Source organism: Streptomyces fructofermentans, assembly GCF_014651055.1.
Taxonomy (GTDB): Bacteria; Actinomycetota; Actinomycetes; order Streptomycetales; family Streptomycetaceae; genus Streptomyces; species Streptomyces fructofermentans.
Window position 1 is genome coordinate 407215 of record NZ_BMWD01000002.1, and the last position, 12862, is coordinate 420076.

General features: G+C 70.4%; 11 protein-coding genes and 1 pseudogene. 8 read left to right on the plus strand and 4 right to left on the minus strand.

From position 1 onward, the window contains the following. Positions 1-292: 292 nt before the first annotated feature. Complete coding sequence (locus IE265_RS04685) at positions 293-1282, minus strand: Gfo/Idh/MocA family protein (protein WP_229916029.1); 990 nt, start codon at positions 1280-1282, stop codon at positions 293-295. Positions 1283-1441: 159 nt separating this feature from the next. On the opposite strand from IE265_RS04685, the gene rfbH reads away from it, so the two are divergent. Further along, positions 1442-2746: a lipopolysaccharide biosynthesis protein RfbH gene (gene rfbH, locus IE265_RS04690; protein WP_190034023.1), complete on the plus strand. Its 1305-nt coding sequence runs from the start codon at positions 1442-1444 to the stop codon at positions 2744-2746. Positions 2747-2761: 15 nt separating this feature from the next. Here rfbH and IE265_RS04695 read toward each other — a convergent pair whose 3' ends face one another. Continuing rightward, positions 2762-3580 carry an AfsR/SARP family transcriptional regulator gene (locus IE265_RS04695; protein WP_190034024.1) on the minus strand — a complete coding sequence of 273 codons (819 nt, stop codon included), beginning with the start codon at positions 3578-3580 and terminating at the stop codon, positions 2762-2764. A gap of 263 nt (positions 3581-3843) precedes the next feature. Here IE265_RS04695 and IE265_RS04700 point away from each other — a divergent pair, with 263 nt between their 5' ends. From IE265_RS04700 to IE265_RS04710, 3 genes are all read left to right on the plus strand, one after another. Next, positions 3844-4023 carry a hypothetical protein gene (locus tag IE265_RS04700; RefSeq protein WP_190034025.1) on the plus strand — a complete coding sequence of 60 codons (180 nt, stop codon included), beginning with the start codon at positions 3844-3846 and terminating at the stop codon, positions 4021-4023. After that, entirely contained in the window at positions 4020-6287 is a 2268-nt protein-coding gene (locus IE265_RS04705; protein ID WP_190034026.1) for a TOMM precursor leader peptide-binding protein, read from the plus strand. The genes IE265_RS04700 and IE265_RS04705 overlap by 4 nt, the downstream gene beginning before the upstream one ends. A gap of 234 nt (positions 6288-6521) precedes the next feature. Then, a complete protein-coding gene (locus tag IE265_RS04710; RefSeq protein WP_190034027.1) occupies positions 6522-7784 on the plus strand; it encodes a sensor histidine kinase in 1263 nt (420 codons plus the stop codon). 120 nt (positions 7785-7904) lie between these two features. On the opposite strand, the gene IE265_RS04715 is transcribed toward IE265_RS04710, so the two are convergent. Further along, positions 7905-8510, minus strand: a complete 606-nt coding sequence (locus IE265_RS04715; RefSeq protein ID WP_190034028.1) for a response regulator transcription factor — start codon at positions 8508-8510, stop codon at positions 7905-7907. Between the two features lie 549 nt (positions 8511-9059). Between IE265_RS04715 and IE265_RS04720 the strand changes: the two are divergent. After that, positions 9060-9836 (plus strand): annotated as a pseudogene (locus tag IE265_RS04720) (IS5 family transposase). 40 nt (positions 9837-9876) lie between these two features. On the opposite strand, the gene IE265_RS04725 reads toward IE265_RS04720, so the two are convergent. Next, positions 9877-10068, minus strand: a complete 192-nt coding sequence (locus IE265_RS04725) for a hypothetical protein (RefSeq protein WP_190034029.1) — start codon at positions 10066-10068, stop codon at positions 9877-9879. A 90-nt stretch (positions 10069-10158) separates the two neighbouring features. Between IE265_RS04725 and IE265_RS04730 the strand changes: the two genes are divergently transcribed. The 3 genes from IE265_RS04730 to IE265_RS04740 all read left to right on the plus strand — a co-directional run bounded on the left by IE265_RS04730 (position 10159) and on the right by IE265_RS04740 (position 12824). After that, complete coding sequence (locus IE265_RS04730; RefSeq protein ID WP_190034030.1) at positions 10159-10644, plus strand: very short patch repair endonuclease; 486 nt, start codon at positions 10159-10161, stop codon at positions 10642-10644. A 166-nt stretch (positions 10645-10810) separates the two neighbouring features. Next, positions 10811-11482 carry a DUF262 domain-containing protein gene (locus IE265_RS04735; RefSeq protein ID WP_190034031.1) on the plus strand — a complete coding sequence of 224 codons (672 nt, stop codon included), beginning with the start codon at positions 10811-10813 and terminating at the stop codon, positions 11480-11482. Continuing rightward, complete coding sequence (locus IE265_RS04740) at positions 11436-12824, plus strand: hypothetical protein (RefSeq protein ID WP_190034032.1); 1389 nt, start codon at positions 11436-11438, stop codon at positions 12822-12824. Before IE265_RS04735 ends, IE265_RS04740 begins: the two co-directional genes overlap by 47 nt. Positions 12825-12862 lie beyond the last annotated feature (38 nt).

A 12862-nucleotide genomic window follows, 5' to 3' on the forward strand; every position in this document is an offset into this window, starting at 1 on the left:
CGCACGGCGGGGCCCGTCCGCCCCTGTCGCCGGGGCCCGCCGGGGAGGGGCACGGGACGCGCCCGGCCGGCACCGGCGGAGGGGCCGGGCGCGCGGCCGCGGTGGGAGAGCGGGAGAGCCGGCCCCCGTCGGGGGCCGGCTCTCGTCACGAGGCAGCGGGCACGGCGGTACGGGCACGGCGCGCAGCCACGGCGGCGGGGCGGTGTGCCCGCGCGCGGGCCGTCCCACCCCGGCCCGAGGAAACGGCAGTTGCGCCCGGGGCGACAGGCGGGGCCGCCTCGCCTGGCCGGCCTCAGCGGCTGACGACGCGCGCCGCCTTGCGCACCTGCTCGACCAGGAGCGCCTGCCTCAGCAGGGCCTCTCCCAGCGCGGCGCGGCCGGTGCCGGAGAGCGCCGCCCCGGCGAACGCGTCCAGCGCGTTGCCGACCTGGTGGTCGGCGGGCAGCGTCACCTCCGTGAGCCGGTCCTGCTGCTCCACGCTGACGACCGGACGGTGTTCGCGCGGCGGGGTGAAGGACCGCGGCACGGTGAGCCTGCCGCGGCTGCCCCACAGGGCGTAGACGGACCGGTACGAGTGCTGGAAGCCGAAGTCGAGCTGCGCGGTCACCCCCGTCGCCGTGGACAGCAGCGCGCTTCCCGCGACGTCGACGCCGGTGGCCTCGTCCACCATCAGGCAGGCGCCCAGCACGTCGAGTTCGCCGGCGAGGTGGAGCTGGGCGGCGCGCAGCGGATAGACGCCGACGTCGAGCAGCGCTCCGCCGCCGAGCGCCGCGTCGTGCCGGAAGGACCCCGGGTCGGGCGGCGGCACCCCGAACGAGCTGGAGAACACCCTCAGTTCACCGATCTCGCCCACCATGGCCCGCACCGCCGCGTGCTGCGAGTGGTGCAGGAACATGAAGTTCTCGGTGAGCGCGAGATCGAGCCGGGCCGCCATCGCGACCAGTTCGGCGCTCTGCGCGTAGGTCGTGCTGAGCGGCTTCTCCACCAGGACGTGCTTGCCCGCGGTGAGGGCGTGCGCGACCCATTCATGGTGCATGCCGGGAGGCAGCGGCACATAGACGGCGTCGATGTCCTCGCGTGCCAGCAGTGTCCGGTAGCCGGTGACCGCCGAGCACCCGAACCGGGCGGCGATCCGTTCGCTCCTCGCCCGGTCCCGGCTCGCCACCGCCACCAGCCGCACCGAGGGATGCTCCACGAGCGCGGGCAGTATCCGGCGCACCGCGATGTCGGCGCAGCCCAGAACTCCCATGCGGAGTACGGGTCGTGGAGTGTCCTGGGGCATCTGCCACCTCACCTGTCGGCTACGTCGCCGATCACGCTAGCCACGGCGGGTCGAAACCTCCTGGAAGCCCGATGGAGCAGGCCCTTTCCGGCGGCTCCACGGCTCTTCGACCGCACGGCCCCAGCATGGTCCGGAGGAATTCCTTACGGAGGGACGGCTATGACGTCGGACACCAAGGCCCTGGTCCTGGAGCAGGTTCGCGAATACCACCGGCAGCAGGAGCCGGGGAGCTTCGAGCCGGGGGTGACGCCGATCCTCTCGTCGGGAGCGGTCCTGGACGAGGAGGACCGGGTCGCCCTGGTGGAGGCCGCCCTGGAGCTGCGGATCGCGGCCGGAGCCCGCTCCCGGCGCTTCGAGAGCAGGTTCGCGCGCCACATCGGCGTACGCAAGGCACACCTGGTCAACTCGGGTTCCTCGGCCAATCTGCTGGCACTGTCCGCGCTGACCTCGCCCCGGCTGGGCGAGCAGCGGCTGCGCCCGGGCGACGAGGTGATCACGGTGGCCGGCGGCTTCCCCACCACGGTGAACCCGATCATCCAGAACGGGCTCGTCCCGGTGTTCGTGGACATCGAGCTCGGCACGTACAACACCACGGCCGAGCGGGTGCGGGCGGCCATCTCGGACCGGACCCGGGCCATCATGATCGCGCACACCCTCGGCAACCCCTACGAGGTGGCCGAGATCCAGCAACTGGCCACGGACCACGACCTGTTCCTGATCGAGGACAACTGCGACGCCGTGGGCTCGACCTACCGGGGCCGTATGACGGGCACCTTCGGGGACCTGGCCACGGTCAGCTTCTACCCGGCCCACCACATCACGACCGGTGAGGGCGGCTGCGTACTGACCCGGAATCTCGAACTGGCCCGGATCGTCGAGTCGTTCCGCGACTGGGGCCGGGACTGCTGGTGCGAGCCGGGCGAGGACAACACCTGCCTCAAGCGCTTCGACTACCAGCTCGGAACCCTCCCCAAGGGCTACGACCACAAGTACATCTTCTCGCACATCGGCTACAACCTGAAGGCGACCGACCTCCAGGGGGCCCTGGCACTGAGCCAGTTGGAGAAGCTGCCCGAGTTCGGCGCGGCGCGGCGGCGGAACTGGCAGCAGTTGCGGGACGGCCTCGCGGACGTCCCCGGACTGCTGCTGCCCACCGCCACGCCGGGCAGCGACCCGAGCTGGTTCGGCTTCGTCATCACGGTGCTGCCGGACGCCACCTACAGCCGCCGCGACCTGATCGCCTTCCTGGAGGACCGGCGGATCGGCACACGACGGCTGTTCGGCGGCAACCTCACCCGGCACCCGGCGTACCTCGACACCCCGCACCGGGTGGCCGGCGACCTCCGGAACTCCGACATCATCACCGACCAGAGCTTCTGGATCGGGGTGTACCCGGGCATCACCGAGGAGATGACCGACTACATGCGGGAGTCCGTCGTCGAGTTCGTCACCAAGAACGGCTGAGCCGCCCCGGGACGGTCAGCCGATCATCCGGTCGAACATCACGTCCTCCCCGTACCCGGGCACGTCCAGCCACGGCTCGGCCGAGAGCACGGCCTGCTGGAGGCGCTGGAGGCGCGGGGACGGCGAGAGGCCCAGTTCCTCCGCGAGCCGGCGGCGCAGCCTCTGGTAGACGTCGAGCGCCTGCCAGGAGCGGCCCGCCCGGTAGAGCGCCGTGATGCACTGGGCGTGCAGGCCCTCGTGCAGCGGATGGCGCCGGGTGAGTTCGACGAGTTCGGCGAGCAGTTCCGCGTGGCGCCCGAGGCGCAGGTCCGCCTCCAGACAGCGTTCCAGCACGCCGAGGCGGCTCTCCTCCAGACGCGCCACCTCGATGCTGAGCACGGGGCCTATCCGCACGTCCACCAGCGCGGACCCCCGCCACAGCGCCAGCGCCTCCCGGAAGTGGGCCGAGGCCTTCTCCTGCCGGTCCTCCAGCGTCGCGGCGCGCCCGGCGGCGACGAGCCGCTCGTACCGCGGTACGTCGACGGCGTCGGCGGGCGCCCGCCAGCAGTAGCCCCCGTACTGCGTGACCAGGACGTCCTTGGCCGACACCCCGGCCTCACGGCCGTAGGCGGCGGTGAGTTGGCGGCGCAGCTTGAGGATGTACGTGTGCAGGGTCGCCAGCGCGCTCTGGGGCGGCTCGCTCCCCCAGATCTCCTCCATCAGGGTCCCGACGGGCAGGACGCGGTTGGCGTGGATGGCGAGCAGGGCGAGAATCTGGCGTGGTTTCGCCGCGGTCGGCACGATCGACCGTCCCCGAACCTCGGCCGTCAGCGGTCCCAGTAACCATATGTCCATGTTTCTCCCCCATGTGGTCGGCGAAGCACCGCGAAGAGCTCCTTGCCCGGGGAGTCTTGCTGGCCGGATCCACTCCCAACCAGTGCCATGGACCCGAACACGCATATGAGGAATGTATGCGCAAGATGTGTATATCTCATATGGACCCTGTGCCGGATGCACTGGTATCGACCTCTGTCGCCCGAAAGGATGGGCGGTGCGCGGATCCACCGGGGTCCGGCGCGCCCCATGGAACAGGCACTCGACAGCGACAAGGAGTCCACATGTCACGGATCTCGCCCCTTCTGGACGGCGACGCGGCGATTGCGAGGGCCGCCGACGATCTCGTGATCACCGAGTTCGGCCACGACCAGGGGGAGTTCCCGGACAGCCGCATCTGCATCTGTTGGACCTCCTCGCCCGACGCCCCGTCCGCCGCGGACGGCGGCCGTACGTCTCGATGAGTCGTCCCGCCCCGGGCAACGGGCTTCCCCTGCTGGGATTCGCACCGCATCTGCGGGTCGAATCGGCACCGGGGGAGCCCGTCTTCCTGCTGACCGAGGACCGCGTGACCACCCTCGGCGGTGAACAGGTCGCGCTGCTCGCCCCGTTGCTCGACGGCAGCCGCGACCTGCCCGGCATCGTCGCGGACGCCTCGCCCCGGCTGTCGGCCGAGAGCACCGAACGGCTCGTGGCCAGGCTCCTCGACGCGGGCCTGCTGCACACCTATCCCCCGGACGCCGCCGGCGGGCCCGAGCGGGCCTACTGGGCCCTCGCCGACCTGGACGTGCGCCCGGACGGCGGCCGGGAGCCCCTGCTGGCACCGGTCGACCTCACGGGTGACGGCGGAGCCCCGCTGCACGAGGCCGTGTCGGCCGCCGGCCTGCGGACCGCCACCGGGGGCGCGCCGGCCGATCTGACGCTGGCCCTGTGCCACGACTACCTCGATCCGCGGCTGAGCGCCCTGGACGCGGCGCACCGCGCCGAGGGGCGCAGTTGGCTGCCGGTGCGGGCCAGCGGCACCCACCTGTGGATCGGGCCCTTCTTCTCGCCCGGCGACGGACCCTGCTGGACCTGCCTCGCGGACCGGCTGCGGCTGCGCCGGCGCGGCGAGGCGTACGTCCAGCACCGGCTCGGGCACAGCGGTCCCGCCGCGCACCGGCCCTCGTACCTGCCCGCGGGCCGTGCCGCGGCCCTCCAACTGGCCCTGCTGGAAGCCGGGAAGTGGCTCGCCGGGCATCGCGACGCCGACCAGGGCAGCCTGTGGCGGCTGGACACCCGCACGCTGGAGAGCAGCCGCCATCCCGTGCGGCGCCGCCCGCAGTGCACCCGCTGCGGCGATCCGCTGCTCGTACGCGACCGGGTGTCGGCCCCGGTCGTCCTCACCCCCCAGCCCGTACGGGAGACGGGCGGCGGAGGCCATCGGACGTACGGTCCCGACCTGATGCTGGAGCGGTACGGCCATCTCGTGGACCCCGTCACCGGTCTCGTCGCCGAGATCCGCCGGGACCCGCGCGGGCCGGAGTTCCTCAACTGCTTCCACGCGGGCGCGCAGCCGCCCTGGGACCCGGCGCTGCCACCGCCCCCACTGAACACCCCGCTGCGCAGTCCGGGTTCGGGCAAGGGCGTGACCGAAGTCCACGCCCGGGTGAGCGCCCTGGCCGAGGCCCTGGAGCGGTACAGCGGCCACTTCCACGGCGACGAGCCGCGCAGGAAGGGGAGTTACCGCGACCTGGCGCCGCTCGCCGTGCATCCGGACACCGTCCAGCTCTTCGACCGCAGGCAGTTCGAGGACCGCGCGGAGTGGAACCGCGGGCACGGCCCCTTCCACCGGGTCACCGAACCCTTCGACGAGAGGGCCGCGATCGACTGGACGCCCGTGTGGTCGCTGACCGGGCACCGGCAGCGGCTCGCACCGACGAGCCTGCTCTACTACAACGCCCCGGACGCCGGGACCGGGTTCTGCCGGGCCACGTCCAACGGGGCCGCCGCCGGGACCAGCCTGGAGGACGCCGTCGTGCACGGCTGCCTGGAGCTGGTGGAACGGGACGCGGTGGCCCTGTGGTGGTACAACCGCACCCGGCAGCCCGCCGTGGTCCTCGACGAGCGCGACCCCTGGATCGCCCGGATGCGGGCCGTCCTGCGAGAACTGGGCCGGACGGTGTGGGCCCTCGACCTCACGTCAGATCTCGGCATTCCCGTGGTCGCCGCCGTCTCCGCCCGGATCGGCAGCCCCGCCGAGGACGTCGTACTGGGCTTCGGCGCGCACTTCGACCCGAAGGTCGCGCTGCGCCGGGCACTGACCGAACTCAACCAGATGCTCCCGCCGTTGACGGGCGGCACCGCAGACGGGACGACCGCCTACACGGGTACCGACCCGGAGGCCCTGCACTGGTTCCGGCACGCGACCACGGCCAACCAGCCCTATCTGCTGCCCGCGGCCCGGAGGTCGACCCGTCCGCCGGCGGCGCTGCGGCCCCCCGCCGACGCCGCCGCCCAGGTCGACGCGCTGGTCGGCCTGTTGCGCAGACACGGTCTGGAGGTGCTCGTACTCGACCAGACCCGCCCCGATGTGGAACTGCCCGTGGCCAAGGTGCTGATCCCCGGCCTCCGCCCGCATTGGACGGGCTTCGGACCGGGCCGGCTGTTCGACATACCGGTGGCGTTGGGCCGGTTGGACCGGCCGACGGACTTCGCGGACCTCAATCCGCTGCCTTTGCACCTATGACGGAATGATGTCTTCCTCAAATATCCCGGTGCCCGGGTAAACCATTCCGGGAGAGGAACCGTCTTCGTTCACAACGAGGGGAAAAGGCCCGCCACACCACGAAGTTCCGCTGCCCTCACCACCCGGATCCATTAAAATCGATGGTGTGTTCTCATCCTCCCCCAATGCCGTGAGAGGGTGGACCGCGGCACAACCCGACTCATTGATTCGTTCGGTTCATCCGGGGGAGAAGCGATGCGAGGTTCTGCTCTGCCCAATGACGCGCGCGCCGCACGGGAGGACGCGAGACGCCGGCACCTCGCCATCGGCACTTCAGCCGCCATCACCTTCGCGGTACTCGTGGCCTTCTTCGGGATCGCCGTCAGCTATCTGCTGGACGCCCGGCTCACGCCGGTCCGCTTCGGTGCGGGCATCGTGGCCCTGCTCCTCGTCTACTGCGTACAACTGGTGCACTCCTTCCCGCACCTGTCGCCCGGACTGGCCCGCCGGCGGTACTGGACCCTGGGATTCCAGGCACTCCTGACCTATCTGCCGTTCCTCGCGTTCACGGAGAGCTGGCTCGCCACTCCCGGCTTCCTCGCCGGTTCCGCCCTGCTGGTCCTGCCGTCCCGCTGGGCATGGCCCGCGTTCGCGGTGACCGTGGCGTCGTCCAGCCTGCTGGTGCTGGAGAGCGGCCTCGGCCGCGGCTCCCTCTGGTACGGGACCATCGCGACCGCGCTGACCGGCCTGGTGGTGTACGGACTCTCCGAACTGACCCGGCTCGTCCAGGAGGCCCACCACACGCGTGCGGAGCTGACCAGGATGGCACTGGAGGCCGAGCGGCTGCGCTTCTCCCGGGACCTGCACGACCTCCTGGGCATGAGCCTGACCACCATCGCCTTCAAGTGCGAACTGGCACGCCGGCTCCCGCCGTCCAAGCACGCCCGGGTCCACCAGGAGCTGACGGAGATCCTGGACACCACGCAGCGGGCGTTCGCCGACGTCCGCGCCGTCTCGCAGACCTATCGCGCCATGTCCCTGGCCACCGAGGTCGACACGGTCGTCTCCACCCTGAAGACCATGGGCATCCACACCGTGTTCCACGGCGGCGCCGAGTCCCTCCCGGCCGAGGTCGAGACGGCCCTCGCCACCGTGCTGCGCGAGGCGGTCACCAACATGCTGCGGCACAGCGGGGTCACCACCTGCGTCGTGCGGCTCGGCGTCGAGCACGAGGCGGTCACCCTGGCCGTGGCCAACGACGGGCTCACGGACCGGCCGTTCTCCCCGTTCGGCGGGGCCCGGCCGAGCGGCGGCCTCACCAATCTGCGCGAACGCGTGGAGGCCGTGAACGGCCGGCTCCGCACGGAGATCGTGGACGACACCTGGTTCTCCCTGACGGCGGTCGTCCCGCTGCCGCCGGCGAAGGCACCCGCCTTCGGGCGGCGCCTCCTCCGGTCGTCCGTGGAGGCGGTGTCCTCCTACGACCGGGACCTGCGCGACTCGGCGACCGTGGCCTGAGCCGGGCACCCGGGCCCCTTCGAGCGGGGGTGCCGGTGACACCGCCGGTCCGCGCCCCCGAGCGGGCCCGGGTCCACCCGGTCGCGGGCCGCAAGGGCCCGCGCGCCGTCGGGCGGCCGGTCAGATCCAGCGGCCCTCACGCGCGATCCGCACGGCGTCCATGCGGTTGCGGGCACCCAGTTTCACCACGGCGCTGCTGAGGTAGTTCCGCACGGTTCCCGGCGCGAGAAACAGCCGGCGCGCGATGGCGGCGGTGCCCTCGCCCTCCGCCGCGAGCCGCAGCACCTCCAGCTCGCGCGGGGCCAGCGGCTGCGTCACGTCCTCCAGGGCCGCGACCGCCAGTTGCGGATCGACGGCCCGCCTGCCGGCGACCACCGCCCTGATGCCGCCGACGAGTTGGGCCGGGTCCGCGTCCTTGCGCAGAAAGCCGGTGGCTCCGGTGGCCATTGCCCGGCGCAGGGTGCTGGGATTGCCGAGCCCTGTGAGGATCAGAATCCGGCAGTCGGGCAGAGCCGCACCGAGCGCGGCGGCGGCGGTGATGCCGTCCATACCGGGAAGCCCTATGTCGAGAACGGCCACATCCGGTTGGAGCGCCAGCGCTTTCGGCACGATGTCATCGCCGTGGTCGACTTCGGCCACCACTTGGAAATCCGCCTCGAGCTCCAGGAGTTCCGCCAGTGCTCGACGCAGCATCACCATGTCCTCGGCGATCAGAATCTTTATCATGGTCCCTCACATCACCGCCTTCGAGACGCCAGCGTCCCCATCCTCTCACCCGAATTGGCGTATCACCTCGTCGAACCACGCTTGCGGGCACGCGTGAGTGTTCTCTCCTGCCCGTTCGGGCGGCGGCGCGCGGGCGGAACGGGCACGGGCCCCCACCGCGCGACGGAAACGGGCATCCGGAACGCGCCGGCGACCCGGACGGGTGCCCTCCTCCACCTCCGCGCCCGAGGCCCGCCGCCTCGCGCGAACAGGCCGCCCCCGGCTGCCACTTCGGCAACCCGCTTCCGCTGGGCGGAAGGGCCGTTGCGGCCACCTCGCGTGCTCCCCGACGATGCGACCACGACGAGACACGGGAGCCGCAGCCATGCCCCACATGACCGCCTTCGCCAGGAACCAGTGGTACACCTAGCGTAACTTTCTGGCCTGCGCTTAGGCGAGGCGATGAGGCTGTGACCTGCTAGTACGGGTTCTCGAGGCGAGCGGAGTCAGCCAGAGGAAACCGCTCTAAGACGCCATTTCACTTGGCGTGATCTTGGGGCAGCCTGGGTGATGACTGTTGCCCTTGTCGAGCGGAGGGCGCCGGAGGAGCTGTGGACGTTGTTCCAGCGGGTGGTGACGCCGGCACCGGTGCGCCCTCAGGGTGGAGGTCACCGTCGGCGAAACCGCGAGGTGCTGGCGGCGATCGTCTTCGTGGCCACCTCGGGCTGCACCTGGAACCAGCTTCCGCCGGGTTTCGGGTTGTCGGGGGTCACCGCCTTCCGGCGGTTCACCGAGTGGACAGAGGCCAGGGTGTGGGCCAAGCTTCACCGCCTGGTCCTGGACGAACTCGGCGCCCGGGGCGAGCTCGACTGGTCGCGGTGCGCGATCGACTCGGTCAGCGTCCGGGCCCTCAAAGCGGGAATCTGGCAGGACCGAGTCCGACCGACCGCGGCAAGAGGGGTTCGAAAATCCACCTCATCGTGGACCGCCAGGGCCTGCCCCGGTCGGTCGGCATCTCCGCCGCCAACCTCCACGACGGTCAGGCCCTCATCCCGCTGGTCCGCGGCATTCCGCCCATCCGTTCCCATCGCCGCCCGCGGCGCAGGCGGCCCGGCAAGCTGCATGGCGACAAGGGCTCGCTGCCCGCGGCATCCGGCACCGTCTCGCCCGTAAGGGCGTCGAGTCGTCCCGACGCCTGGGCCGACACCGCTGGGTCGTGGAGCGGACCGTTTCCTGGCTGTCCGGCTGCCGACGTCTCCACCGTCGCGGCGAGCGCAAGCCGGAACACTCCCTTGCCTTCACGCCATCGCCGCGACCCTCATATGTCACCGCAGACTCACCAAATGACATGGCGTCTGAGGCGTACCCCGACCGCTAATTCTGGGAGTCAGGTCAAGGAACCCGTGGCCACCAACTCGGTCATGGCGTCGTCTGCTCTGCGAAGCACGATCCGGCCGTCGCCGGCGCTGTACGCGACGATGCGGGCCCTGGGGTTCAGGCCGGCCTCGACGGGCACTCCCATCGGGAGCTCGAGTCGGCCGTCCTCGCCGATCTCCAGTTCAGTCGGTTCGCGCAGCATGGCGGCAGCCTTCCACAAGGCTCGAACCCATGGGTGCTGCTCGGATCAGCGCCCATGGGTTCGAGCCGCATCCGCCATACTTGAGGGCTGATGAACAAACTGCCTCCTGAGCCAGCAGCCGACGGCTGGTCTCCACCGGACGGGTCCTGGGCGTCCTCTGCTGCGAACCGCCGCAGCATGCTGGGGAACCGCAACCGGGACACATCCCCGGAGCGTGCGCTGCGCTCCCTCGTGCATGCGGCTGGCCTCCGCTACCGGGTGGCCGCCAAGCCGCTCCCGAAGATGCGCCGTACAGCGGATCTCGTCTTCCGTCCGACCCGGGTCGCAGTCTTCGTCGACGGCTGCTTCTGGCACGGATGCCCGGAACACTTCGTGCTGCCGAAGACGAATCCCGACTACTGGCGGGAGAAGATCGGTAGGAACGTGCAGCGCGACAGGGATACGGATGCGCGGCTGGAGGAAGCGGGGTGGCTCGTACTCCGGTTCTGGGAGCACGATGCGGCTGAGGCGAGTTCAGCAATCGTCTGCGCTGCGGTCCGATCTCGCCGAGGCGCGGCGGCACTTAGAGACGAGTAGCAGGAGGAGTAGCCCCGCCGAGCCCGCGTTGTGTGGATGCGGATTCAACAGGCCGGGCGTGGGGCACCTCCTGGCTCGTCTACCGTATTGACCAGCGCAGTTGTGATCGCGCGGGCCAGGTCGAACGCGGCCTGGTGGGGAGCAGCAGGGGTGGGGGCACCAACGCATGGCAGTCGAACGCACGAACCGCGACATCAAGTCGCTGATCGGCCAGATCGCCGACGGGGAGATCATGCTCCCGGAGATCCAGCGGGGCTATGTCTGGCGGGCCTCGCAGGTCGCAAAGCTAGTGGAGTCGCTGTATCTCGGGTATCCGGCGGGGACGCTCCTGCTGTGGAAGACGGACGAGGGGGCCGAGACCCGCACGGCGGCGACGGGATCCGGGCAGGGCCTTCCCAGCGTCATGCCGCTGTACCTGCTCGACGGGCAGCAGCGGCTCACCTCTCTGTACCGCGTCTTCAACGACCATCCTGCAGCGCAGATCGTCTTCAACATCGAGACGGAGGCGTTCCAGAACCAGAGCAACGCCACGCTCCGGAGCCCGAAGTGGGTCAGGGTCTACGACGTTGTCGGCCCTGATGCCGACTCGTTCACGCTGCAGATGCAGCTCCGCTCGGCGGGGCTGTTCATCGACAACGCGGAAATCGGGCGCCGCCTCAAAGCACTTGAGGCGATCTCGCAGCGCGACTTCCACATGGAGGTCCTCCACGGCTTCGGCTACGAGGAGGTCACCCAGATCTTCGTCCGAGTCAACAGCGGCGGCCGCCCTTTTGAAGACGACGGACCTTGCGATGGCGACGCTCTCCGCCCGGTCGCCGGGGTTCCTCGGAGAACTTGAGAAGGAGTCGGCGCGGTGGGCGGAACACGGCTACCGCGCCGTGGACACCAATTTCCTGATCAAGGCGATCACGCTCAGCCTGTCCATCTCAGGCAAGCGGACCTCGTCCGTCTCCAGGCTGACCACAGCGAGCCGGGAGTCCGTTGCGGAGGGTTGGGAGCGGGTGCGCCGCGGGCTCGAGCGTGTCGTCCCGCTGCTCTCCGAGCAACTGCTCGTTCCGACCTCTGCGCTCCTCTCGTCCGTCTCGGTACTGCACCCGCTGATCGTCTTCTACGGTCGGCTGCCTGTTGGCGCCCGGGTTGATCCTGAGGTGGAGAAGGGCCTGCTCTACTGGTTCCTGGCCGCGTCCGGAAGCAACCGCTACGGCGGTGCGACGGACAGCGCTCTGACCCAGGATGTCAACGCCCTCGACTCCGACGAGCCTGTCCGGGCACTCCTCGCCAACCTCCGCCTGGACGAGAACGGTTTCCGTGTCACCGCCCGCGACCTGTCGGGGCGCAACATCCAGAGCCCGTACATCATGCTCTCCTACCTGGCAGCCGCTCATTCCGGCGCGGAGGACTGGTGGGCTGGCGGGCCCATCTCCGTTGTTGCCGAAGGGACCGACAAGCTGCAGTACAGCAGCCTGCACCCAGCTGCGCAGCTGCGGAACCACCGCAACAAGTACTCGTCGGCGGAGATCAACGAGTTGGCGAACATCGTCTTCGTCTCACCGCATACAGCCAAGAACATGATCGGTAACCGGTCCCCCGCCGAGTACATCAAGGAAGTGCAGGCCGACGATCTGGCCGCTCATGCTGTCCCGACGGCCGACCCTCGGGTCTTGGAATCCGACGGGTTCCGGGAGTTCCTCGTCGCTCGCCGCGCACTCCTTGCGGGAAAGATCTCCGCCCTCCTCGAGCGCTTCCGCCCTTCCTTCATCGACGCGGGCGGTGCCAGCAGCCCGGCGTCCGAGGCGCCCCGCCGATCGCTTGTCCTTACGGGGTACGGTGCGGGAAGCCGCACCTTGCTGCTCGCGGAAGCGCATGCGGGGACGCAGCACTGGGTCGGCCGGATTGACACCGCTGAGCTGGATGCAGCCCTCGACGCAGCTGCAAGCGGCCTCGACAGCGACGTCACGGTGGCTGGTGAGACAGCTCCGCTGACGGTCGACGAGGACGGCACCACACTGCCCGTCGGCCCCTTCCGACTCCGCGGCACTGCGGACCAGTGGCGGCTGGCCCTGAAGGAAGCTTTCTCGGATGCCCTGCCCGCGGCCGACTGCCCGGAGGGGGAGTCGCGGGCGTGGGTCGGCGACGCCGAGGAGTTCCTGCTGGCTGACCTCGGCGTCCAGCGGGCGTAAGCGCGGTTGAAACAAGGCGGGAGCAGTGGCGTAAGGCT